Below are 21,953 nucleotides of genomic sequence, written 5' to 3'. Positions count from 1 at the left end.
TTTTTTATGAAACAAGAAGCTATCTTTTTTCCAGCTTAACAAAATCACGGTGCGCTGAACCAGTATATAACTGACGTGGGCGACCAATCTTGTGTCCTGGAGTATCAAGCATTTCTTTCCAATGAGAGATCCAACCTACTGTACGAGCTAGTGCAAACATTACAGTGAACATGCTTGTTGGAATTCCGATTGCTTTCATGATGATACCTGAGTAGAAATCTACGTTTGGGTATAATTTCTTAGACACGAAGTATTCATCTTCCAGGGCGATACGCTCAAGTTCCATTGCTACGTCTAGTAAAGGATCTTGAATGTTAAGCTCTTTAAGAACTTCATGACAAGTTTCACGCATAACCTTAGCACGAGGGTCAAAGTTCTTATAAACACGATGACCAAAGCCCATTAGGCGGAATGGATCACTCTTGTCTTTCGCTTTCGCAATGAACTCAGGAATACGATCAACGCTACCGATTTCTTCAAGCATGTTTAGGCAAGCTTCGTTAGCACCGCCGTGAGCTGGACCCCATAAAGATGCAATACCAGCTGCAATACATGCAAATGGATTAGCACCAGATGAACCAGCTAAACGCACTGTTGAAGTAGAAGCATTTTGTTCATGATCAGCATGAAGGATGAAAATGCGATCCATAGCACGTTCAACTACTGGATTCACATGGTATTCTTCACATGGTACAGAAAACATCATGTGCAAAAAATTGCCTGCGTAGCTCAGATCATTTCGTGGATAAACGAATGGTTGACCAACGGAATACTTGTAACACATCGCTGCAAGTGTTGGCATTTTAGATACTAAACGGTACGCCGCAATTTCACGGTGTCTTTCATCGTTTACATCTAATGAGTCCTGATAAAACGCAGCAAGTGCACCTGTTACACCACATAGCATTGCCATAGGGTGAGCATCTCGGCGGAAACCTTTAAAGAAAGTTGAAAGCTGTTCGTTAACCATGGTGTGTTGTGTCACAGTCTGTACGAAGTTGCTATGCTGTTCTTTGTTAGGTAAATCACCATTTAGCAATAAATAACATACATCTAAATAGCTAGATTGTGTTGCTAATTGGTCAATCGGGTAACCTCTATGTAGAAGGATACCTTGTGCACCATCAATATAGGTAATTGCTGATTCGCAGGACGCAGTTGCTAGAAAACCAGGATCAAAAGTAAAATAACCTTGTGTACCTAATTTACTAATATCCAATACGTCAAAGCCTTCGATGCCTTGTTTTATAGGCAGCTCGAACGAGTCTTTTCCTGGTAAGTTTAAAGTGGCTTTTAGATCAGCCATACCCAGTTCTCCTTACTTCATTCTTGTGTGAGAGTGGCATGAGAAAGTGCCATACTTTAACGCTATTTTAATTGAACTTCCAATTTAAATAACCGTTTTAATGTGAATAAATAATTATAAATGTATTAAGAAATATAGTACTGCCACATAAAATTGGTTTGATTGATATCAAAATATACAAAAAAACTAAATTTGCGTTATGTGATGTTTGTATTTGACTTTTTCGACGAGTATACTTTGCAACAGCTCTCATGAGCCTAAGTTGTATATATCGTGAGTGATTTCAACCCCTGTAATTAATGGCTTCAGATAGAGCATATTTGAATGACTTTTTTGCCAGAGCATTTTAAGTAGTCTATAACTTTAAGGTGTTTTAGCAAAAAGTCGTTAACATAATAAAATGCTCAATGGAGCTGAGTGAGCAGAACGTGAAAAAGCAAAGACCTGTCCATTTAGATTTACAAACTATCCGCTTTCCTGCTACAGCGATTGCGTCAATTCTTCACCGTGTTTCCGGTGTAATTATGCTATTTGCCGTCGGCATCCTACTTTGGATGTTAAATTCTTCTTTGGCTTCAGCCGAGAGTTTTGCCGAACTGCAAGCATTATTCAACAACCCAATTGTTAAGTTTATCAATTGGGGCATCTTAACAGCCTTGGGGTATCACCTTATCGTTGGTATTCGCCATTTGATTATGGATACAGGCCGTTGGGAAGAATTGCAATCGGGTATTACTTCAGCAAAAGTTAGTTTTGCTTTAGCAATAGCTGTTTCTGTATTAGTGGGGATTTGGGTATGGTAACCAATGCAGCAAGTTTTGGACGCAGTGGCGTACATGACTTCATAATGATTCGTGCAAGTGCAATTATTCTTGCACTTTACACGCTGTTTTTAGTTGGGTTTATTGCTTGTAATGGTCCATTAACTTATGACGTATGGTCTGAGTTTTTTGGTTCGTTAGCGATGAAAGTATTCACTATGATTGCTTTAATTGCATTACTAATTCACGCATGGATTGGTATTTGGCAAGTGTTAACCGACTATATTAAATGCACAACACTGCGCGGTGTATTGCAGTTTGTGTTCGTCATAACCGCTTTTGCATATTTAGCGGTAGGCTTATTTACAGTGTGGGGTGTTTAAGTGAGTATTCCAGTTCGCGAATTTGATGCCGTAGTAATCGGCGCAGGTGGTGCTGGTATGCGCGCCGCCTTACAGATTTCAAAAGAAGGTAAAAGCTGTGCGCTTTTATCAAAAGTTTTCCCAACTCGTTCTCATACCGTTTCTGCGCAAGGTGGCATCACCGTTGCGCTAGGAAATGCCCATGAAGACCATTGGGAACAACACATGTACGATACCGTCAAAGGTTCTGATTTTATCGGTGACCAAGATGCGATTGAATACATGTGCCAAACTGGTCCAGAAGCAGTAATAGAACTTGAACATATGGGTTTGCCATTTTCTCGTTTCGAGAACGGCACAATCTATCAAAGACCTTTTGGTGGCCAGTCTAAGAATTTTGGTGGTGAACAAGCGGCTCGTACTGCAGCTGCGGCTGACCGTACAGGTCATGCATTGCTTCATTGCTTATACCAACAAAACGTTAAGAATAAGACTGAGGTCTTTTCTGAGTGGTATGCATTAGATCTTGTTAAAAATGAAGATGGTGCGATTGTTGGTTGTACAGCTTTAGACATTGAAACGGGTGAAATCGTTTACTTCAAAGCTAAAGCAACCGTATTAGCCACTGGTGGTGCAGGTCGTATCTTCGCATCAACTACTAATGCTCACATTAATACTGGTGATGGTGTTGGTATGGCAATCCGTGCAGGCATTCAAATGCAAGACATGGAAATGTGGCAGTTCCACCCGACAGGTATTGCTGGTGCTGGTGTACTAGTAACTGAAGGTTGTCGTGGTGAAGGTGGTTATCTTTTAAATAAAGATGGCGAACGTTTCATGGAACGTTATGCACCGAATGCAAAAGATTTAGCGTCTCGTGACGTTGTTGCACGCTCTATGATGACTGAAATTCGTGAAGGTCGTGGTGTAGACAGCCCTACTGGCCCACACCTTTACTTAAAACTTGATCATTTAGGTAAAGAAACGTTAGAAGCCCGTCTTCCTGGTGTTTGTGAACTTTCTCGTACGTTCGCACATATTGATCCAGCAGATGGTCCGATTCCAGTAATTCCAACTTGTCACTATATGATGGGTGGTTTACCAACTAAAGTTTCTGGGCAAGTTATTCATCAGAATGAAGATGGTACAGAGCAAGATATTCCTGGACTGTTTGCAGTTGGTGAAATTGCCTGTGTATCTGTCCATGGTGCTAACCGTCTTGGCGGTAACTCACTACTTGATTTAGTTGTATTTGGTCGTGCTGCTGGACACCATTTAGGTAAAGCGTTAGATGAAACGGCAGATCCTAAAGCAGCATCTCAAGCTGATATTGATGCTAGTTTAGCTCGCCTGAATCGTTGGGAAAATAACAAAGACGGTGAAGATCCAGTACAAATCAAGAAAGATCTTCAACAATGTATGCAACTTAACTTCTCTGTATTCCGTACGGGTGAAGCAATGGCAGAAGGTCTTGAGCAGCTTCAAGCGATTCGCAAACGTCTTGAAAATGCGAAATTATCTGATAACTCTCAAGAGTTTAACACTCAACGTATCGAGTGCTTAGAGTTAGATAACTTGATGGCAACTGCAATTGCAACGGCTTATGCGGCTAATTTCCGTACAGAAAGTCGTGGTGCACACAGCCGTGAAGATTATCTCGAACGTGATGATGAAAATTGGTTATGCCACAGTATCTTTAACCCAGAAACTGAATCGATGAACAAACGTGATGTCAATATGGCTCCTGTTCATCGTGAAGCGTTTCCACCTATCAAACGAACTTACTAGGGAGTATTGAGATGAAGTTGGAATTTTCAGTTTATCGATACAATCCTGATGTAGACACAAAGCCTTACATGAAGGATTACTCGTTAGAAGTGAAAGAAGGCACTGACATGATGGTGTTGGATGCGTTAATACTTCTAAAAGAGCAGGATTCGACATTAGCATTCCGTCGTTCATGCCGCGAGGGTGTTTGTGGTTCAGATGGTGTGAACATGAATGGTAAAAACGGATTAGCGTGTATCACTCCACTTTCTACCTTCAAAGGTAAAAAGATTGAAATACGTCCATTACCAGGCATGCCTGTTGTTCGTGACTTGATTGTAGATTTGACTCAATTCTACAAACAGTATGAGAAGATTAAGCCATTCTTAATCAATGATGAAAAGCAGCCTGCGCGTGAGCACCTTCAGTCAATTGAAGACCGTGAGCATTTAGATGGTTTATATGAATGTATTATGTGTGCATGTTGCTCTACAGCGTGCCCATCATTCTGGTGGAACCCTGATAAATTCGTAGGCCCAAGTGGTTTATTACATGCTTATCGATTCTTGATTGATAGCCGTGATACTGCAACTGAAGAACGCTTATCAGATCTAGATGATGCATACAGCGTTTTCCGTTGTCACGGTATCATGAACTGTGTTGATGTTTGCCCGAAAGGTCTGAACCCAACAAAAGCCATTGGCCATATTAAGTCAATGCTGTTGAACCGAGCAGTTTAAATGGATAAACCGCCATTATTATTGATGAAAGAATTAATAATAAAACAGGTCTAATATATGGAGTCACTTCTTAATCGGGAGTGACTCTTTTTGCGTGTAAGAGAATGTTCTCTTGAAAAAAGCGTGTTAAGTTCAAAGCCTGTTTTTGTTTTTAACTATGCTATGTAAGTATAAAAAGTTTGAAAGGAATGGAAATGCACCAAGGCCTCATGCAAGCCTGGCTGGATTCATCTCATTTATATGGCGCAAACGCAACCTATATCGAAGAGATGTACGAAGCCTATCAAGAAGATCCTCAGTCAGTTTCCGATGATTGGAAAGCTGTTTTCGATAACCTTCCTTCAGTAAGCGGTACCGATGCAAGCGGTCAGGAAGTTGCACACTCTAAAGTGCGTGATTATTTCCGAAGTTTAGCATTGTCGAACCGTGGAGGAGCTTCCGCACAAGCCTCTGACCCTGAACTTGATGCGAAACAAGTTAAAGTTCTTCAATTAATTAACGCATATCGATTCCGTGGCCATCAAAACTCAAATTTAGACCCATTAGGGCTTTGGGTTCGAAATGCGGTTAAAGAGTTAGACCCTGCATTTCATGGTTTGACTGCTGAAGATATGTCTCGTGATTTCAATACTGGCTCGTTTGCTCATGGTGGTGACACTATGCAGCTGTCATCACTGGTCAATGCCCTAAAATCTACCTATTGTGGTTCAATTGGTGCTGAGTACATGCACATCACTGATACTGATGAGAAACGATGGATTCAGCAACGACTAGAGCCGACTTTAAGTAAAGCTAATTACGATAAAGCGGTTAAGACCCGAATTCTTGAAGGGCTAAATGCTGCCGAAGGTATGGAAAAATACCTTGGTGCGAAATTCCCAGGTGCTAAACGCTTTTCGTTAGAAGGTGGCGATGCTCTAGTTCCAATGCTACGTGAGATCATCTACCGTGCCGGAGAAGTATCGACCAAAGAAGTTGTGATCGGTATGGCTCACCGTGGTCGTTTGAACGTATTGATTAACGTGCTTGGTAAGCAACCATCTGAATTATTTGATGAGTTTGCTGGCAAACACGACCATATTGAAGGCTCTGGTGACGTTAAATATCATCAGGGTTTCTCATCTGATTTCGAAACGCCTGCTGGTAACGTACATTTAGCTCTTGCGTTTAACCCTTCACATCTTGAAATCGTTAACCCTGTGGTTATTGGTTCTGTGCGTGCACGCCAAGATCGCCGCGGCTGTAAAGACGGCTCGCAAGTAATGCCAATCACTATTCATGGTGACTCAGCAATTACAGGTCAAGGTATTGTTCAAGAGACATTCAATATGTCTCAAACTCGTGGCTTTAAAGTTGGCGGAAGCATTCGTATTGTTGTTAATAACCAAGTTGGTTTTACAACATCAAATCAAGACGATGTTCGTTCAACTGAGTATTGTACTGACATTGCTAAGATGGTTCAGGCGCCGATATTCCATGTGAATGCAGATGATCCTGAAGCTGTAGCGTTTGTATCGCAACTTGCTGTCGATTATCGCAATGAATTTAAACGTGATGTTGTTATCGATTTAGTTTGTTACCGACGTCATGGTCACAATGAAGCTGATGAGCCAAGTGCAACACAGCCATTGATGTACGCCAAAATTAAAAAGCATCCAACGCCTCGTAAGCTGTATTCTGAAAAGCTAGTTTCAGAGGGTACATTGGCTTCAGAAGACACTGTTTCTATGGTCAACGCTTATCGTGACGCATTAGATGCGGGCGATTGTGTTGTGAAAGAACGGCGTCCAATGACGTTACACAATGTTGATTGGACTCCGTACCTCAACCGTCAATGGGATGAAGACTTCGATGATTCTGTTGATTTAGAGGCGCTTAAAGCATTAGCGGTAAAAACAGCAGAAATTCCAGAGAGCCATACAGTTCAGTCACGCGTTGCTAAAATCTACAAAGATCGTGTTGCGATGTCGATTGGTGAAAAACCAATGGATTGGGGATTTGCTGAGAATTTAGCATATGCCACAATTCTAGCCGATAAAAAGCGCATTCGTATTACGGGTCAAGATTCTGGCCGTGGCACGTTCTTCCACCGTCACGCTGTTTTGCATAACCAAAAAGATGCGACGACTTATATGCCTCTTCGTAATTTATCTGAAGAGCAAGGTCCGATTGATATCACTGATTCAGTACTATCTGAAGCTTCAGTGCTTGCATTCGAATATGGTTACGCAACAGCAGAGCCGAGTGGTTTAACCATTTGGGAAGCACAATTCGGTGACTTCGCTAACTGTGCACAAGTAGTAATTGACCAATTCTTATCGTCAGGTGAACAGAAGTGGGGTCGCTTATGTGGCTTAACTATGCTGTTACCACATGGCTATGAAGGTCAAGGCCCAGAACACTCAAGCGCACGTTTAGAGCGTTTCTTGCAGTTGTGTGCAAACCACAATATGCAAGTATGTGTTCCTTCGACTCCTGCTCAGGTTTATCACATGATTCGACGTCAAGTGGTTCGCCCGATGCGTCGACCATTAGTGGTGATGTCTCCTAAGTCATTGCTTCGTCATCCTCTAGCTGTTTCTTCGTTTGATGAACTATCACACGGAACCTTCCAAAATGTGATTGGTGAAACGGATGAATTAGATGCAAGCAAAGTAGACCGAGTCGTTATGTGTAGTGGCAAGGTTTATTACGATTTGCTTGATAAGCGACGTAAAAATGAAATCGGTAATGTAGCTATCGTTCGTATTGAACAACTTTACCCGTTCCCACATGCGGAAATGGGCAAAGCATTAGCTGATTATCAGCACGTTAAAGATTTTGTTTGGTGCCAAGAAGAGCCTCAGAACCAAGGGGCTTGGTATTGCAGCCAACATCACTTTACAGCCGCACTTCCAACAGGCGCTAAATTGACCTACGCAGGTCGTGAAGCTTCTGCTGCTCCTGCATGCGGTTATGCTGGCTTACATATGCATCAACAAGAAGCATTAGTTAATGATGCATTAAATATTAGTAAATAGGTTAAAGGATAGTTTTCTATGAGTATCGATATTAAGGTACCCGTACTGCCAGAATCAGTCGCAGATGCAACCATCGCAACTTGGCATGTTCAACCTGGTGACGCTGTAGAGCGTGACCAAAATTTGGTTGATATTGAGACGGACAAAGTTGTACTGGAAGTTGTTGCTGAGGCTGACGGTCAAATGGGAGAAATCCTTTTCCCAGAAGGCGAAACTGTTTTAGGCGAGCAAGTGATTGCAAAGCTAAACCCAGGTGCAGTAGCTGGACAAGAAGTATCTAAAGCTGAGGCTTCAGCACCAGCGGTTGAGTCAGCGCCTGCTGCAGATGAGTCAAATGACGCATTAAGCCCATCAGTTCGTCGCCTAGTTGCTGAGCACAATCTTGATGCTTCGCAAATCAAAGGTACAGGTGTTGGTGGTCGTGTAACGAAAGAAGACGTTGAAGGTTTTGTTAAAACTAAAGCTTCAGCGGCTCCTGCAGCGGTAGCTGCACCTGTAGCGCCAGTAGCTGAAGGTCGTAGCGAGAAGCGTGTTCCAATGACACGTTTACGTAAGACTATCGCTAATCGTCTACTTGAAGCGAAAAACTCTACGGCCATGTTGACGACGTTTAACGAAATCAACATGAAGCCAATCATGGATATCCGTAAGCAATATAAAGATATCTTTGAAGAGCGTCATGGTACTCGTTTAGGTTTCATGTCTTTCTACATTAAAGCTGTGACTGAAGCGCTGAAGCGTTTCCCAGAAGTGAACGCATCAATCGATGGTGATGAGATTGTTTATCATAACTACTTTGATGTAAGCATTGCTGTATCAACACCTCGTGGTCTTGTAACACCAGTTTTACGTGATACAGACAAGATGAGTCTCGCAGATATTGAAAAAAATGTGAGAGAGTTAGCAATTAAAGGCAGAGATGGTAAACTTACCGTCGCTGATATGACTGGCGGTAACTTCACTGTAACGAACGGTGGTGTTTTCGGTTCATTAATGTCAACGCCAATTCTTAACCTGCCACAAAGTGCGATCTTAGGCATGCATGCCATCAAAGATCGTCCAATGGCAGTAAATGGGCAAGTTGAAATCTTGCCGATGATGTACCTCGCACTTTCTTATGACCATCGTATTGTTGATGGACGTGAGTCAGTTGGCTTCTTGGTTGCGATTAAAGACTTCTTAGAAGATCCAACTCGTCTATTGCTTGATCTATAAGTTATAGCGAGACATTACCCTAGTGACTGGCCCAATCGGGCCGGTTTTTATTTATAAGTAGTATACGGATAGATCATCATGAATTTGCATGAGTATCAGGCAAAACAATTGTTTGCCGAATATGGTTTGCCAGTGTCTGAAGGTTTTGCATGTGACACAGCCCAAGAAGCTGTTGAAGCTGCTGGACGTATTGGCGGTGATATGTGGGTTGTTAAGTGTCAAGTACACGCAGGCGGCCGTGGTAAAGCAGGTGGCGTTAAAGTTACTGGCGATAAAGAAGAAATCAGAGCATTTGCTGAACAATGGCTTGGTAAGAACCTTGTTACTTACCAAACTGATGAAGGTGGCCAACCAGTTGCTAAGATTCTAGTAGAAAGCTGTACTGATATTGCAAATGAATTATACCTAGGTGCTGTTGTTGACCGTGGTACACAACGTGTTGTGTTCATGGCTTCTACAGAAGGTGGTGTTGAGATTGAAACAGTTGCTGAAGAAACTCCAGAGTTGATTCACAAAGCAATCATCGATCCACTCGTTGGTCCACAAACATATCAAGCACGCGATCTTGGTTTCAAGTTGGGTCTAACTCCAACTCAAATGAAGCAGTTCACTAAAGTGTTTATGGGTCTAGCGAACATGTTCAACGATCATGATTTCGCATTATTAGAAATTAACCCTCTAGTAATCACTGAAGAAGGCAACATTCACTGCCTAGACGGAAAAATTGGTGTTGATGGTAACGCTTTATTCCGTCAGCCTAAAATCCGTGAAATGCACGATCCTTCACAGGACGATCCACGTGAAGCGCACGCCGCTAAGTTTGAACTTAACTACGTAGCACTAGATGGAAACGTTGGCTGTATGGTTAACGGTGCTGGCCTAGCAATGGGCACAATGGACATCGTAAATCTACACGGTGGAAAGCCAGCTAACTTCCTAGACGTAGGTGGCGGTGCAACGAAAGAACGTGTTGCAGAAGCATTCAAGATCATTCTTTCTGATGACAACGTTAAAGCTGTTCTAGTAAACATCTTTGGTGGCATCGTACGTTGTGACATGATTGCTGAAGGCATCATTGGCGCAGTGAAAGAAGTTGGTGTTCAAGTTCCTGTTGTTGTTCGTCTTGAAGGTACTAACGCTGAACTAGGTCGTGAAGTATTAGCAAGTTCAGATCTTGACATTATTGCAGCTGAATCATTGACTGACGCTGCTGAGAAAGTTGTTGCTGCTGCGGAGGGCAAATAATGTCTGTATTAATTAATAAAGATACTAAAGTAATCTGTCAGGGTTTCACTGGTGGTCAAGGTACTTTCCATTCTGAGCAAGCTATTGCTTACGGAACTAAAATGGTTGGTGGCGTATCTCCGGGTAAAGGCGGTCAAGTACACCTTGGTCTACCTGTATTCAACACAGTAAAAGATGCAGTTGCTGAAACTGGCGCTACTGCTTCAGTTATCTACGTACCAGCGCCTTTCTGTAAAGATGCGATCCTTGAAGCAATTGACGGTGGCATTGAGCTTATCGTTTGTATTACTGAAGGCATCCCAACAATCGACATGCTAGAAGTTAAAGTTAAATTAGCTGAAACTGGCGTTCGTATGATTGGCCCTAACTGCCCAGGTGTTATCACTCCAGGCGAATGTAAAATTGGTATTATGCCAGGTCACATTCACAAGCCAGGTAAAGTAGGTATCGTTTCACGTTCTGGTACTTTGACTTATGAAGCCGTTAAGCAAACGACTGACGAAGGCTTTGGTCAATCAACGTGTGTTGGTATTGGTGGCGACCCAATTCCAGGTACTAACTTCATCGACGTTTTAGAAATGTTCCAAAACGACGAAGGTACTGAAGCTATCGTTATGATTGGTGAAATTGGTGGTACAGCTGAAGAAGAAGCGGCTGAATACATCAAAGCGAACGTAACTAAGCCTGTTGTTTCTTACATTGCGGGTGTTACGGCTCCTGCTGGTAAACGTATGGGACATGCCGGTGCAATTATCGCTGGTGGTAAAGGTACGGCTGACGAAAAATTTGCTGCTCTAGAAGCTGCAGGCGTAACTACGGTTCGCTCTCTAGCTGATATCGGTAAAGCACTTCGCAAGAAGACGGGTTGGTAACTCATTAGCTTTTTGATTAGAGGTCAGCTTGCTGGCCTCACTTATTTTTGCTGTTGCTTATGACCATCTGTGTTGACGTAAGATATTTTGAGACTTAATTTGTACAGTATCTCCCAAGTTACTGGAATTAACAGCCCTAAGTTCATTAACCTGTAAACGAGAACTTAATCTAGTTTCAACTGAAGGAGATTTACCTAGTAAAAGTTGTCTCACTCCTGCCCGAGAACAAGTAACCCATTCTTCACGTGAAATATTAATTTGAACAGCTTCTTCTCTTGTAAGTTTTTTTCCAGTTATAGGGCATGAAATAGTCGGTAAGTACCCAAAATCATTGTACTCAGAATGAGCGGTGAATCTCTGATACTTAGGTGAAGTCTCAAGTTTTACTGTTGTTTTTTCAACAGTAAACGTTTCTTTTATGGCAGCGTCTAAGGCAGCTTCTTCGTTTTTGTCTTGCTTGCTCACATTTTGAGTGTCTTTTAGCGCAGTATTAGGGGTGAAGTTCTCTCTTCTTATTTTCCCTTGGATAGCTTTTGCTGCAAAATATCTGCTTAATACACTACCAAGAGATAAGGGTTCCCTTAAATTTTCTGCTATGGGTTTTAGAGCCCACTGTCCCGCACAATCTGTAAGAGCAAAATGGTGACCTCTGTGCTGTATAGTTTTGCTATTTCCTAGCCATAGCTTTTCAGCTAGAGAGCTTTGATTTGTTAATGCTTGTGCCATAAATTCTCTCTCTTATAACGAGTAATATCTTTTCATCGTGTATTATATTTTTGTGTGCTTAACTACAGCTTAAGGTAATAAAAATTATGAAATATTTATTAAATTAAATTGTTCTTACTAATGTGTAATTAATCAGTTTCATATTCCAGTGAATGAAACTTCATTGTATTAGTAAAGCTGACAGCTTTTATTCTTAACCCCAAATAGGATTTATTTGCAACGGATTTGATAATTGTGATTAAGTCACTTATTGTTAATATTTTTCTCTTAGTCTCCTAACTAAGCCTTTATCTTAATTATTTATCAGGTACACTAGCCGACAAAATAAACCATAGCATGTCAATGAGTTGAATTGACGGCAAGTAGGGGCAATTATGATCACAGCTTACCTATACAAAAACCGCCGCCTGACGATCAAAGAGTTAACTGTTGAGGATGATGTTCCTGAACAAACACTATGGCTAGATTTATATAAACCTGAAGATGAAGAGCGTGAGTGGTTAAGTCGGTTCTCCGTCGAAGAAGTCCCTGATGAAGAAGATATTAATGATATTGAGGCTTCTGCACGTTTCTATCAAAACGCCGATGGACTTCATATTAATTCTTTATTTCCACAACGTGTTGGGCAAGATGTTAGAGCAGTAAACATCTCATTTAATGTACGTGATAGCTTCTTACTAACAATACGTGAGGAAGATGTCGGTCTGGTTCGCTTATTAAGGAATTACCTCCGTCTTGGTCGGTTAAAGGTGACTACACCACAAGAGTTATTTCTTGAGTTTTTTAATCTCAAAGTAGATTACCTTTCAGATCTTATTGAAGATGTATATACAGTGCTTGAGAATGTTGGCGCTGAAGTGTTTGAAAGTGAAGAACTAGATGATGTTTTTAAACTGATCACTCTGCAAGAAGATTCTAACGGCAAGATTCGACTGAGTTTGCTCGATACACAGCGTTCACTTCGTTATATGCAGCGTTATTACCGTGGTCGTATGACAGATGAGGACTTAAAAGACATTCGTGAGATGCTTGCTGATATTGAATCATTAATGCCTCACAGTCAGTTTATTTTCGACAAATTAAACTTTTTACTCGATGCTGCTATGGGGTTCACCAGTCTTCAGCAAAATCGTATTATTAAAATTTTCTCAGTTGCAGCAGTGGTATTTTTACCTCCTACACTTATTGCAAGTAGTTATGGAATGAACTTTGTTGATATGCCTGAGTTATCATGGAAATTAGGCTATCCGATGGCAATTGCTTTAATGCTTGCTAGCGCAGTAGGCACTTACTTCTTTTTCAAACAGAAGCGCTGGCTATAACCTTATTCTAATCACCAATTCTTATAGAAGCCCTAATAAGAATTGGAATATTCAGTTAATAAAATGTTATCTTAATTACTTTGTGGTAAGCCGAGTATTAATATGGATTTTATTGAAGTATACCCCGATGCACTTCCGGAAGAATTTTGTGATCGTTTAATACACATCTTTGAATCTCATAAGGGTGTGAGAGATGGGTCTACTGGACATGGGGTTGATAAAGAAAAGAAGAACAGTCATGACCTTACTTTAGATACCTACCCAGAATTAGCTGCCGTAAAGAACGAACTCTTAGGTTACACGCTTGATAAAGCGGCAGACTATTTTACAAAGTATTGCATGGCACTCATGGGGGCTGTTTCAGTAGCCGTTGCCGATGAAAATGGTAAATCGGTATTCTTATCACCTGATAATTTTGAACGTCTGGGAAAACCAAGGGCTCAACCGCTTGTTAAATATCTCTATCGCAGTGGTACCATTAACCTACAAAAATATGAGAAAGGTGTCGGTGGATATCATCATTGGCATTCAGAGCAGTTTCCACAGAATGAGCATAATGAAGCTTTACATAGAGTCGTTCTTTATATGTTTTACCTTAATGATGTAGAAGAGGGCGGTGAGACAGAGTTTTACTACCAAAACCGCAACGTAAAACCTAAGAAAGGTACGATGGTCATAGCGCCAGCTGGGTTTACCCATACACATAGAGGTGGAATTCCCAAGAGTCACGATAAGTATATTGCGACGTCTTGGGTCATGTTTAATCGCGCTGAAAGGCTTTATGCACCAATTAGTTAATTGGTATTTTAATAACTACTTTTGCGCCGCCTAAACGTGAGTCTTCAAATTTGATTTGGCCGTTATATGAAGTAATGATTTCATGGCAAACGGCCAGACCTATGCCACTACCATCATGTTGAGTATCGGCTCTGAAGCCCCTTTCTAAAATAGACTCTTTAATATTTGGGTCGATGCCTTTTCCATCGTCTTCAATAATTAGGAAAAAGGTCTCATTAGCGGTGTATGACTCTATATGAACTTTAGAAAGACAAAGTTTGTAAGCATTCTCTAATAGGTTTCCACAAAGTTCTGTTAAGTTGTCTTTATCCCCAGGGAAGTTGATATTAGGCTCTAAATCTTGTGAAAGATAAATGTTCTTTTCTTGATATATTTTATTCAAAACGTTTTCAAGTTCAGCGATAGCAGGATAAAGCTCTGTTCGTTCATCTTTTAATGAATTACGGCCTAACGAGGCTCTTTTTAAGTGATAATTTACTGAGTTATCGATTTGAAATACTTGTTCAGAAATTTGTCGCTTTACTTCTGTATCAATAATTTCGGTATCTTCAACGAGCACTTTAATTGAAGCCAGCCTTGTCTTAAGGTTGTGAGCCAAGTCATCAGATGTATTCTTATATCGTTCAGCCTGAGCGTGAGATTGTTTAATTAATCGGTTAATAGATAAAGAAAGTGTTTTGAATTCTGCAGGGTATAAACCATCAACTTCTTCTTTTTGACCTTTCTTTATTTGATTGAGCTCTTTTCGCATATTACGAAATGGTTTCAGTCCCCAAAAAGCCGCAATCAACATAAAAATAAAAGTAATAGTGAGTATGATAAGAAGCTCAACGTACGTATGTTTACTATAAACTTCATATTCTTTACTGAAGCCTTTAGCATCTTTCAAAACGAGAAGTTCAAATCTTTTCATGTTAGCTTCAAGTGGTATTGAATAGATCAGATAATCTTTACCATCATCCAGCTGTAAATAATAAGGAGGTTTCTGTGATGAGATGGCACGGTATTTTGTACAGATATGTTCGAGGTTACGGTGTGATGCTAGCTTGGATGTCCATACTTGCTTATAATTTTCGTCACAACTCACCATTATGAAGTCAATGGGGTTAGTTGCTGCCATTATATTGGCATCATTTAAGCCTTCGAAATGCTGTTGTTTAATATTTTTAATGGCTTGAGGTAAGTCTGCCATTAATTCTTCTGTTTGAAAGTTGTATACCTTCTGAGCGTGTAACTCATTAATGAGCCAAGCCAGTGAAGTTCCTAAAACAAAAATGATTATGAAAGAGCTTAATAACATTCTAGTGATCAAGCTGTTCCATCGAAAAAATTTTAGTTGCATGGTTGATTAAACTTATAACCTTGGCCGCGGATAGTGCTTATTGGGTTTTCTAATCCATTCCTAGCAAGCTTTTTCCTTAAGCGACTGACCATAACTTCTATGGTGTTTGGATCACCCTCGCGATCTGCATAGATAACATCAAGTAAACGCCTCTTTGTGACGACTTCATGGTTGTGGCGCATCAAGTATTCTAAAATAAGGTACTCAAATGCAGTTACATCCACTGGTGAGTCAAACAAAGTGACTTGTTTTGCTGCTAAGTCTAACTCGAGGTTTCCACTTGTAATGAGAGGTTTTGCAAATCCCGCACTTCTTCTTACTAATGCATCGAGTCTAGCAACAAGCTCTTCTTTCTGGAAAGGCTTAACTAGATAATCATCTGCACCAGCATTCAACCCATCAACTTTATCTTTCCAGTGCATTCGCGCTGTAAGGACGAGAATGGGAGCTTTTAAATCATCCTCTCTAAGTTTTTGAATGAGCTTCACACCATCGAGATCAGGAAGACCTAAGTCCACGATAGCAACATCAATTGGATAATTTATAGCTTGATAATGACCTTCTTTTGCATTGAGGGCAACTTGAACTTGATTTCCAAGCTCGCTAAGTTGAACTTTGAGATGATGAGACAAAAGTGGGTCATCTTCAACGACCAGTATTCGCATTATTACATTCCGTTATCTTGAAGCAAAACGCTAGGTTAGTGGTTGAATAAAGTACTTAATTCCGTTTGTGCTTTATTTGGCTTTTACAAAGCATAGCAGACACTTTTAAAGTATGTCTGTTTATCTTATATACAAAATAATGTTTTGTTGCCAGCAAAAATTCAGATTAAATACCATCAGAGAAAAAAATATTAGATACAAGTGCTGAAATAGTTTCAGATGAAGTATCATATGTTTGATAATATCAATAAAATAAACTTATTTTGCTGATTATTAACAAGTTTTAATGATTTAGACTAAGTTGGAGACTAAGGTGAAAGACCATATACTAGCAGAAATGAGAGTCCTTGAGGAAATTTCCCCTGTTCTTGAGGTTGAGCGAAGGGTCTCATTCATAAAACAAATTCTGTCTAGAGCCCATAGTAAAACACTTGTCTTAGGTATTAGCGGCGGTGTTGATTCAACAGTTACTGGTCGACTATGCCAATTAGCGATTGATGAACTTAATCAAGAACACGATTCAAATGATTATCAATTTATTGCTGTTCGATTGCCATATCAAACACAAAAAGACGAAGATGAAGCTCAGCTGGCTTGCTCTTTTATTAATCCGTCAAAATTGGTAACGGTAAATATTGGTAATGGCGTTGAAGGGATACATAACGAAGTAGTCTCTGCGGCTAATTCTGCAGCTATTTACAAATCAGAGCATATTAATTTAGATTTTGTAAAAGGCAACGTTAAAGCAAGAATGAGAATGATTGCTCAATATGAACTTGCAGGACTTTCAGGCGGTTTGGTAGTTGGAACAGATCATAGTGCTGAAAATTTAACCGGGTTTTATACGAAGTGGGGTGATGGTGCATGCGATTTGGCACCAATTTTCGGCTTAAATAAGCGTCAAGTTAGAAAGATTGCAACATATTTAGCAGCACCTAAAACACTAATAAGTAAGGCTCCAACAGCAGACCTAGAAGAAAATGCCCCACAGTTGGAGGATGAAGTTGCGCTTGGTCTGACGTATGATCAAATTGATGATTTTCTTGAAGGACGTGAAGTTAGCGCTGAAGTTGAGCAAAAACTTATCGCAATCTATCAGCGTACTGAACATAAACGCCAATCTATTCCGACATTATACGATTTAAATTAAATATACTTGCCGAGTTGATAATCCTCAGTCGAAGGGCTTTAACTTTCACTGAGGAATCCCCATCTCTTTTTTATTCCTTCATTAGTAAACAATGTGATGTTAGATTTTTCTCGAATTAATTGGCTTGACGATAAAGGTAGAGTTAAGACTCCTAAGTTTTTATATCTAGTATTGGTATTTCTGGCTAAAGGTTGGTGTGTTTTTTTAATGTCATTAACACAGGCCGGTCAAAGAGATGGACTGGTTAAACTTTTTTATCCTCTGAAAAGCGACTTTGTTTCAGCGCTGGCAACTGGTGCGATTGCTGTTTTTATCTACGGGTTGATTGTTTTTGAGAGAAAAGGAACTTTAGCTTGGATTTATCCTTTATTTCATAAAATACGCTGGTTGTTGTTTGCTTCTATTTTCATGGAAGTTGTATTGATTTATTTTCGTTTACTTCATACTGATTTCGTTTTTCATTGGGTGAAAGGTTTAGAGGTATTGGGAGTCTTTTGGTGTTTCCTCTACGTTTTCAAATCTCAGCATTTAGGAGTGTATCTTAAAAATGACTATGAACCTAAAGAGGAAAGTGGGGCGAGTTAACACTTTTAGTTCAATTACTCGACGGATAGTCTAACTTTTGACTCTTTTACTGGAAAAACGAAATGTTAGAGTATACTTTATTACATTTGAGCATTTAAAATATGTTCAACTTAATTTTAGAAATTAAGCAGCAAGTTAAGGGAACTAATACTTGGCAAAGTCGTCTTCACAGCCTGAAATAGCAGTTTCAGAATTAAAAGTCGGGCAGATTATAAAGTTGCCATTATCATGGACGAATCACCCTTTTTTAAGAAATCGAGTGATATTAAAATCTGAAGTAGAAATTGAGATGATTAAAGGGCTAGGTGTTCCTTATGTTATTCTACTCGATGATGTCAATTCTGCAGCTGAAAATGAGCAAATTTCAGAACAACAATCAACAGAATTAACTCAGGCCGAGCCTTTGTTTGAGGATGAGAGTAAATTACTCAGAAAATCTTTAGCTGCTAGCCAAAAGCGATTTTATAAATCAATTTCAGATACTAAAGCAGTACACAGTAAGATAGTGACGGATCCAAATGGTGCTTATCGCTTATCAGCCTCTACTGTGGAAGCTTTACTCGCTGATATGTTAGAGGTCGACAAACCTTATCTCACACTGGTTGAAGGGAATGATAATTCAGTTAGCATAAATCAACATTGTGTTTCAGTAGCGGTTGTTTCAATGCTAATGGCAAGACTTTTAAAAGTAGATCAAGATTTAATTCGAGATATTGCGTTAGGCAGTTTGTTACATGATTACGGAAAATTTAAAGTTCCCGACAGTATATTAAGAAAGAAAGACGAACTCACCGTCAGTGAACGTAATTTTTATAATTTACACCCCAATTATGGTGTTAATGTTTTAAAAGATCAGGAATATATTTCAAAGGTTTCCCTTCATATTATTGGCCATCATCATGAGTATCTTGATGGTTCGGGTTATCCTGATAAATTGAAAGCAAAGCAAATACCACTATCTACGCAGATTGTCAGTTTAGTGAATCAGTTTGATAATTTATTGAGTGACGTGAGGTTTCCTACACCTCAAATAGCACTGGGGCATTTATTTAAAAACGGTGCAAAAAAGCATTCTTCAAATTTAATTTCTGCACTTGTAAAAATAATGGGTATTTATCCGCCTGGAACACTGGTCAAACTTTCTGATAATTCTGTTGGTAAAGTTATGATCACCAATGAACAGGTAAAAAAACCAAGTGTATTGTGCTGTAAAGTCGATGGCTCTGATGCTTCATTAAAAACGCTATCTAAAGAAGATATTGAAATCGTAAAAGTGATTACTGTCGATGATTTATCTTCTCAAGCAAAAATCAGCATAAAAGCGACTTCCCCGATAAGTTTTTATTTCACCGCAGCAACATCCTAAACTTGTAGAGATTTTATCTCGATGTAATAATCTTAAAAAACAATTACGAGTATCTGTTTTGAAAAGTATTTCTATTATTGGTTGCGGTTGGTTTGGACTTCCTCTTGCTGAAGCTTTGGTTGACGATGGTTTCAACGTTGTTGGTACTAAAAGAAACTCAGAGAGTTTCTCGCTACTCGAGTCGAAAGGGATTACCCCAGTTGCTTTAGACCTATCTCAAATGCTTAATTCATCCGATGATTATTCGAAAAATCATTTAAATGATTGTGCAACAGATTACTTGTTGGTAAATATTCCTCCTCGAACACGCTCAGGTAATAAACATTACCTTGAAGAGTTGGAACTGTTGCTTAAGTTAATCAAGCCTCTTACTTACAAACGCATTATTTTTATCAGCACTTCAGGTGTATACCCTGATTTAGATAGAGTCGTCGACGAAGGAGATGCTTGTCAGTTGAGTAATGGTAGTGAGTTACTTTATACAGCCGAACAGCTTTTTCTAAAATTTGAAAATGCTTGTCTTTTAAGGTTTTCAGGCTTAATTGGTCCTAAGAGAAATCCCGGACGTTTTTTTGCTAATCGAGATAAAGTAGATGATGGGAACGCACCGGTAAATTTGGTTCATTTAGATGACTGTATACATGCCGTAAAAGCTGTTTTAAAAGCGGATTCTGTTTCGAGTATTTATAATATTTGTTCGCCACACCATCCAACAAAAAGTGAGTTTTACTCTGAAGCTATAAAACGTTTAGGCAGGGTTCCTCCAGTTTTTGTGAGTAATTCAGCGATTAAAAAGCAAGTTGATGGTAGTTTGATTACCAGAGATATTGATTTTACATATAAATTCGACAATTTATATGTAGCAATAGAACACTGTTAATGGAGTAGAAAATTGAATTACAAATTATCAAAAGTGCTTTTATCGTTTTTACTTGTTTGTGTAAGCCATATGAGTTTTGCAAATACATTTGTAGAAGGAAAAGATTATAAAAAGGTATCTGGGCTTCCTGAGGCAACTAAACCAGTTGTTAGAGAGTTTTTTTCTTACAATTGCCCTCATTGCTATCAAGCTGAGCCAACTGTCGAGAAAATGGCACGGTTGCTTAAAGGTAAGGTAACCTTTAAGCGCACTCCCGTTGGTGCAGGGCGTCCGAGTTGGATTCTTAGTCAAGAAGCTTATTATGTTGCTCAAAAACTAAAAATAACCAATCAAGTTCACAGTAAAATCTTTCATTACATCCATGAAGAAGCAGGTCCATTCACTAATGCTCAGCAGTTGAAAGCATTTTTTGAATTCCAAGCCGTTTCAGGAAAGGAATTTGATAAGGTTTATAACAGCAAAGATAAAAAAACGACGCTAGATAATTATGGTATTCAGCTTGAGCTATCAGGAATTACAGGTGTACCAACATTGTTAGTTAACGGTGTTTATGTAGTTAATCCTGGTGAGCATACGGCTCAAGAACTTGCAAAGTTGGTCCAGTTTCTCGTCGCTAAAAAATAACTGCTTACATTTATTTTCTTTATGAAATAGCACGTCTTGTTAAGTTTGAGGCATGAATAAAGGGAGAGATCATGCCTCAGAGTCATTCTTCAGTTTCACCTCAAGCAGGTAGTTTTGTTGCTTGCCATGTTTTTGGTGTAATTAAACATGTTGGAGTTTGGGTTGATAACTCAATCATCGAACTACAAGGAACGGGACTCATCAGGTTTGTTTCCCCTGAACGTTTTTTAAAAGATCGCTCTGGTGAAACTATCTATATATCTTGTATTCAAAATCAACCAATCAAAAATAAAGTCTTAGCTCAAAAAGCATTGGATCAAGTATTTCAATTTCGTAATTATGACTTGCTCAAAAACAATTGTTATCGATTTTGTTACGCTAGTCTTACTGGGCATGAGGAGTTTATTGAAACTTTTTCTGAATTTAACCAGTTGATTTCACGCCACTATGGTGAGCAAGTAGAGTGGAAGCCTATTAATACTTAACTCTAGATCTGCGTAAGCAATGCAAACCTATACAGCACTGCCGATCAAGTTAAAGCTAGTGATATCAGACCATTGTAACCATTCACCAGCCCCGTATTGACTTTTGGAATAAATGGTGAAACACCCTTAAAAGTGATACTTGCATCACAAAACAGCGGCACCCTTGCGGTTATGAATGTCAATAAACGGGAATTTGAAATTGTCAATACCCCTCTGGTGAATGCTTACAGACCATTAATTACCTTGAATATAAACTTACGAGGTTATCAAAACATTAAGGATTAATTGAATACTTAATACCGTCATTATATTTTACCTTGTGTTTCATTAATTAAATAGTTGAATTTAATGGGGTTTTGCAATATGGAATTTCGATTGCTAACCGCTTTCTTTTCTTTATTCTTCAGCTTGTTCACATACTCTCACGGAATACAGGGCAGCTCCCTTTCTACTAAAGAATTGAGTAGTTCTGTTTCTAATTTTAATCAGAGTCAGAGCCATTTAGTGCGTTACTCAATCGATGGAAAGGAAACAGGCTCGGTATATTTTAATATATACGGAATTTATATGGGCGGTATCTGGGCAAGTAATTGGGATGATTCAACCTAGAAAACTCAGTTGGGTACGTTCTCAAGCGCAGAAAAAATTGTCGGTAGCAAGGCAGAACGTGCAGCAAGTAGTTAATCTACTTGCAAATGTTCTAACGTAGATAACGGCAATTT

20 protein-coding genes are annotated in these 21,953 nt (G+C 39.5%); 16 read left to right on the top strand and 4 right to left on the bottom strand.

Features of this window, described 5'->3' with window-relative positions; all coding sequences use genetic code 11:
* Positions 1-19 precede the first annotated feature (19 nt).
* On the bottom strand, positions 20-1,306 hold the full coding sequence (locus JQC92_RS08510) for a citrate synthase (protein ID WP_204999244.1): 1,287 nt from the start codon (positions 1,304-1,306) through the stop codon (positions 20-22).
* A gap of 407 nt (positions 1,307-1,713) precedes the next feature.
* Between JQC92_RS08510 and sdhC the strand changes: the two genes are divergently transcribed.
* From sdhC to sucD, 8 genes are all read left to right on the top strand, one after another.
* Positions 1,714-2,109 (top strand): succinate dehydrogenase cytochrome b556 subunit, encoded by a 396-nt coding sequence (sdhC, locus tag JQC92_RS08505; RefSeq protein WP_129946000.1) that lies wholly within the window; start codon positions 1,714-1,716, stop codon positions 2,107-2,109.
* Complete coding sequence (gene sdhD, locus JQC92_RS08500) at positions 2,103-2,450, top strand: succinate dehydrogenase, hydrophobic membrane anchor protein (protein ID WP_204999243.1); 348 nt, start codon at positions 2,103-2,105, stop codon at positions 2,448-2,450. Before sdhC ends, sdhD begins: the two co-directional genes overlap by 7 nt.
* Entirely contained in the window at positions 2,451-4,217 is a 1,767-nt protein-coding gene (gene sdhA, locus JQC92_RS08495; protein ID WP_129945998.1) for a succinate dehydrogenase flavoprotein subunit, read from the top strand. It begins immediately after the preceding gene.
* An 11-nt stretch (positions 4,218-4,228) separates the two neighbouring features.
* Positions 4,229-4,936, top strand: coding sequence for a succinate dehydrogenase iron-sulfur subunit (locus JQC92_RS08490; protein ID WP_204999242.1), 708 nt, complete (start codon positions 4,229-4,231; stop codon positions 4,934-4,936).
* Between the two features lie 194 nt (positions 4,937-5,130).
* Positions 5,131-7,956, top strand: coding sequence for a 2-oxoglutarate dehydrogenase E1 component (gene sucA / locus JQC92_RS08485; RefSeq protein ID WP_204999241.1), 2,826 nt, complete (start codon positions 5,131-5,133; stop codon positions 7,954-7,956).
* A gap of 18 nt (positions 7,957-7,974) precedes the next feature.
* Entirely contained in the window at positions 7,975-9,171 is a 1,197-nt protein-coding gene (gene odhB / locus JQC92_RS08480) for a 2-oxoglutarate dehydrogenase complex dihydrolipoyllysine-residue succinyltransferase (RefSeq protein ID WP_204999240.1), read from the top strand.
* A 78-nt stretch (positions 9,172-9,249) separates the two neighbouring features.
* A complete protein-coding gene (gene sucC / locus JQC92_RS08475; protein WP_129945994.1) occupies positions 9,250-10,416 on the top strand; it encodes an ADP-forming succinate--CoA ligase subunit beta in 1,167 nt (388 codons plus the stop codon).
* Positions 10,416-11,288, top strand: coding sequence for a succinate--CoA ligase subunit alpha (gene sucD, locus JQC92_RS08470; RefSeq protein WP_204999239.1), 873 nt, complete (start codon positions 10,416-10,418; stop codon positions 11,286-11,288). The genes sucC and sucD overlap by 1 nt, the downstream gene beginning before the upstream one ends.
* Before the next feature lie 57 nt (positions 11,289-11,345).
* Here sucD and JQC92_RS08465 read toward each other — a convergent pair whose 3' ends face one another.
* Positions 11,346-12,014, bottom strand: coding sequence for a hypothetical protein (locus JQC92_RS08465; protein WP_204999238.1), 669 nt, complete (start codon positions 12,012-12,014; stop codon positions 11,346-11,348).
* A gap of 374 nt (positions 12,015-12,388) precedes the next feature.
* Here JQC92_RS08465 and corA point away from each other — a divergent pair, with 374 nt between their 5' ends.
* Together corA and JQC92_RS08455 are read left to right on the top strand one after the other, a co-directional pair.
* Positions 12,389-13,336, top strand: coding sequence for a magnesium/cobalt transporter CorA (gene corA, locus JQC92_RS08460; RefSeq protein ID WP_204999237.1), 948 nt, complete (start codon positions 12,389-12,391; stop codon positions 13,334-13,336).
* Between the two features lie 102 nt (positions 13,337-13,438).
* On the top strand, positions 13,439-14,134 hold the full coding sequence (locus tag JQC92_RS08455) for a 2OG-Fe(II) oxygenase (RefSeq protein WP_204999236.1): 696 nt from the start codon (positions 13,439-13,441) through the stop codon (positions 14,132-14,134).
* Here the strand turns inward: JQC92_RS08455 and JQC92_RS08450 are convergent.
* Both JQC92_RS08450 and JQC92_RS08445 read right to left on the bottom strand, forming a co-directional pair.
* Positions 14,127-15,434 (bottom strand): ATP-binding protein, encoded by a 1,308-nt coding sequence (locus JQC92_RS08450; protein ID WP_204999235.1) that lies wholly within the window; start codon positions 15,432-15,434, stop codon positions 14,127-14,129. The genes JQC92_RS08455 and JQC92_RS08450 overlap by 8 nt on opposite strands.
* 32 nt (positions 15,435-15,466) lie before the next feature.
* Positions 15,467-16,141 (bottom strand): response regulator, encoded by a 675-nt coding sequence (locus JQC92_RS08445; protein ID WP_204999234.1) that lies wholly within the window; start codon positions 16,139-16,141, stop codon positions 15,467-15,469.
* 313 nt (positions 16,142-16,454) lie between these two features.
* Here JQC92_RS08445 and nadE point away from each other — a divergent pair, with 313 nt between their 5' ends.
* From nadE to JQC92_RS08415, 6 genes are all read left to right on the top strand, one after another.
* Positions 16,455-17,291, top strand: a complete 837-nt coding sequence (nadE, locus tag JQC92_RS08440; RefSeq protein WP_204999233.1) for an ammonia-dependent NAD(+) synthetase — start codon at positions 16,455-16,457, stop codon at positions 17,289-17,291.
* A gap of 96 nt (positions 17,292-17,387) precedes the next feature.
* Positions 17,388-17,876: a DUF2919 domain-containing protein gene (locus JQC92_RS08435; protein WP_204999232.1), complete on the top strand. Its 489-nt coding sequence runs from the start codon at positions 17,388-17,390 to the stop codon at positions 17,874-17,876.
* A gap of 151 nt (positions 17,877-18,027) precedes the next feature.
* Positions 18,028-19,242: an HD-GYP domain-containing protein gene (locus JQC92_RS08430; RefSeq protein ID WP_204999231.1), complete on the top strand. Its 1,215-nt coding sequence runs from the start codon at positions 18,028-18,030 to the stop codon at positions 19,240-19,242.
* A gap of 58 nt (positions 19,243-19,300) precedes the next feature.
* A complete protein-coding gene (locus JQC92_RS08425) occupies positions 19,301-20,122 on the top strand; it encodes a Rossmann-fold NAD(P)-binding domain-containing protein (protein ID WP_204999230.1) in 822 nt (273 codons plus the stop codon).
* 69 nt (positions 20,123-20,191) lie between these two features.
* Positions 20,192-20,746, top strand: coding sequence for a thiol:disulfide interchange protein DsbA/DsbL (locus tag JQC92_RS08420; protein ID WP_204999255.1), 555 nt, complete (start codon positions 20,192-20,194; stop codon positions 20,744-20,746).
* A gap of 71 nt (positions 20,747-20,817) precedes the next feature.
* Positions 20,818-21,231 carry a hypothetical protein gene (locus JQC92_RS08415; RefSeq protein ID WP_204999229.1) on the top strand — a complete coding sequence of 138 codons (414 nt, stop codon included), beginning with the start codon at positions 20,818-20,820 and terminating at the stop codon, positions 21,229-21,231.
* Positions 21,232-21,953: the final 722 nt, after the last annotated feature.

This window comes from Parashewanella hymeniacidonis (genome assembly GCF_016900895.1).
Taxonomy (GTDB): domain Bacteria; phylum Pseudomonadota; class Gammaproteobacteria; order Enterobacterales; family Shewanellaceae; genus Parashewanella; species Parashewanella hymeniacidonis.
Note: the sequence above shows the minus strand (reverse complement) of the source record. Positions and strands in the feature narration are given on the sequence as shown.

Coding starts and splice junctions, on each gene's coding strand:
- JQC92_RS08510 (WP_204999244.1), bottom strand. CDS start 1,306: ATGGCTGATCTAAAAGCCACTTTAAACTTACCAGGAAAAGACTCGTTC.
- sdhC (WP_129946000.1), top strand. CDS start 1,714: ATGGAGCTGAGTGAGCAGAACGTGAAAAAGCAAAGACCTGTCCATTTA.
- sdhD (WP_204999243.1), top strand. CDS start 2,103: ATGGTAACCAATGCAGCAAGTTTTGGACGCAGTGGCGTACATGACTTC.
- JQC92_RS08490 (WP_204999242.1), top strand. CDS start 4,229: ATGAAGTTGGAATTTTCAGTTTATCGATACAATCCTGATGTAGACACA.
- sucA (WP_204999241.1), top strand. CDS start 5,131: ATGCACCAAGGCCTCATGCAAGCCTGGCTGGATTCATCTCATTTATAT.
- odhB (WP_204999240.1), top strand. CDS start 7,975: ATGAGTATCGATATTAAGGTACCCGTACTGCCAGAATCAGTCGCAGAT.
- sucC (WP_129945994.1), top strand. CDS start 9,250: ATGAATTTGCATGAGTATCAGGCAAAACAATTGTTTGCCGAATATGGT.
- sucD (WP_204999239.1), top strand. CDS start 10,416: ATGTCTGTATTAATTAATAAAGATACTAAAGTAATCTGTCAGGGTTTC.
- JQC92_RS08465 (WP_204999238.1), bottom strand. CDS start 12,014: ATGGCACAAGCATTAACAAATCAAAGCTCTCTAGCTGAAAAGCTATGG.
- corA (WP_204999237.1), top strand. CDS start 12,389: ATGATCACAGCTTACCTATACAAAAACCGCCGCCTGACGATCAAAGAG.
- JQC92_RS08455 (WP_204999236.1), top strand. CDS start 13,439: ATGGATTTTATTGAAGTATACCCCGATGCACTTCCGGAAGAATTTTGT.
- JQC92_RS08450 (WP_204999235.1), bottom strand. CDS start 15,434: ATGTTATTAAGCTCTTTCATAATCATTTTTGTTTTAGGAACTTCACTG.
- JQC92_RS08445 (WP_204999234.1), bottom strand. CDS start 16,141: ATGCGAATACTGGTCGTTGAAGATGACCCACTTTTGTCTCATCATCTC.
- JQC92_RS08435 (WP_204999232.1), top strand. CDS start 17,388: ATGTTAGATTTTTCTCGAATTAATTGGCTTGACGATAAAGGTAGAGTT.
- JQC92_RS08420 (WP_204999255.1), top strand. CDS start 20,192: ATGAGTTTTGCAAATACATTTGTAGAAGGAAAAGATTATAAAAAGGTA.
- JQC92_RS08415 (WP_204999229.1), top strand. CDS start 20,818: ATGCCTCAGAGTCATTCTTCAGTTTCACCTCAAGCAGGTAGTTTTGTT.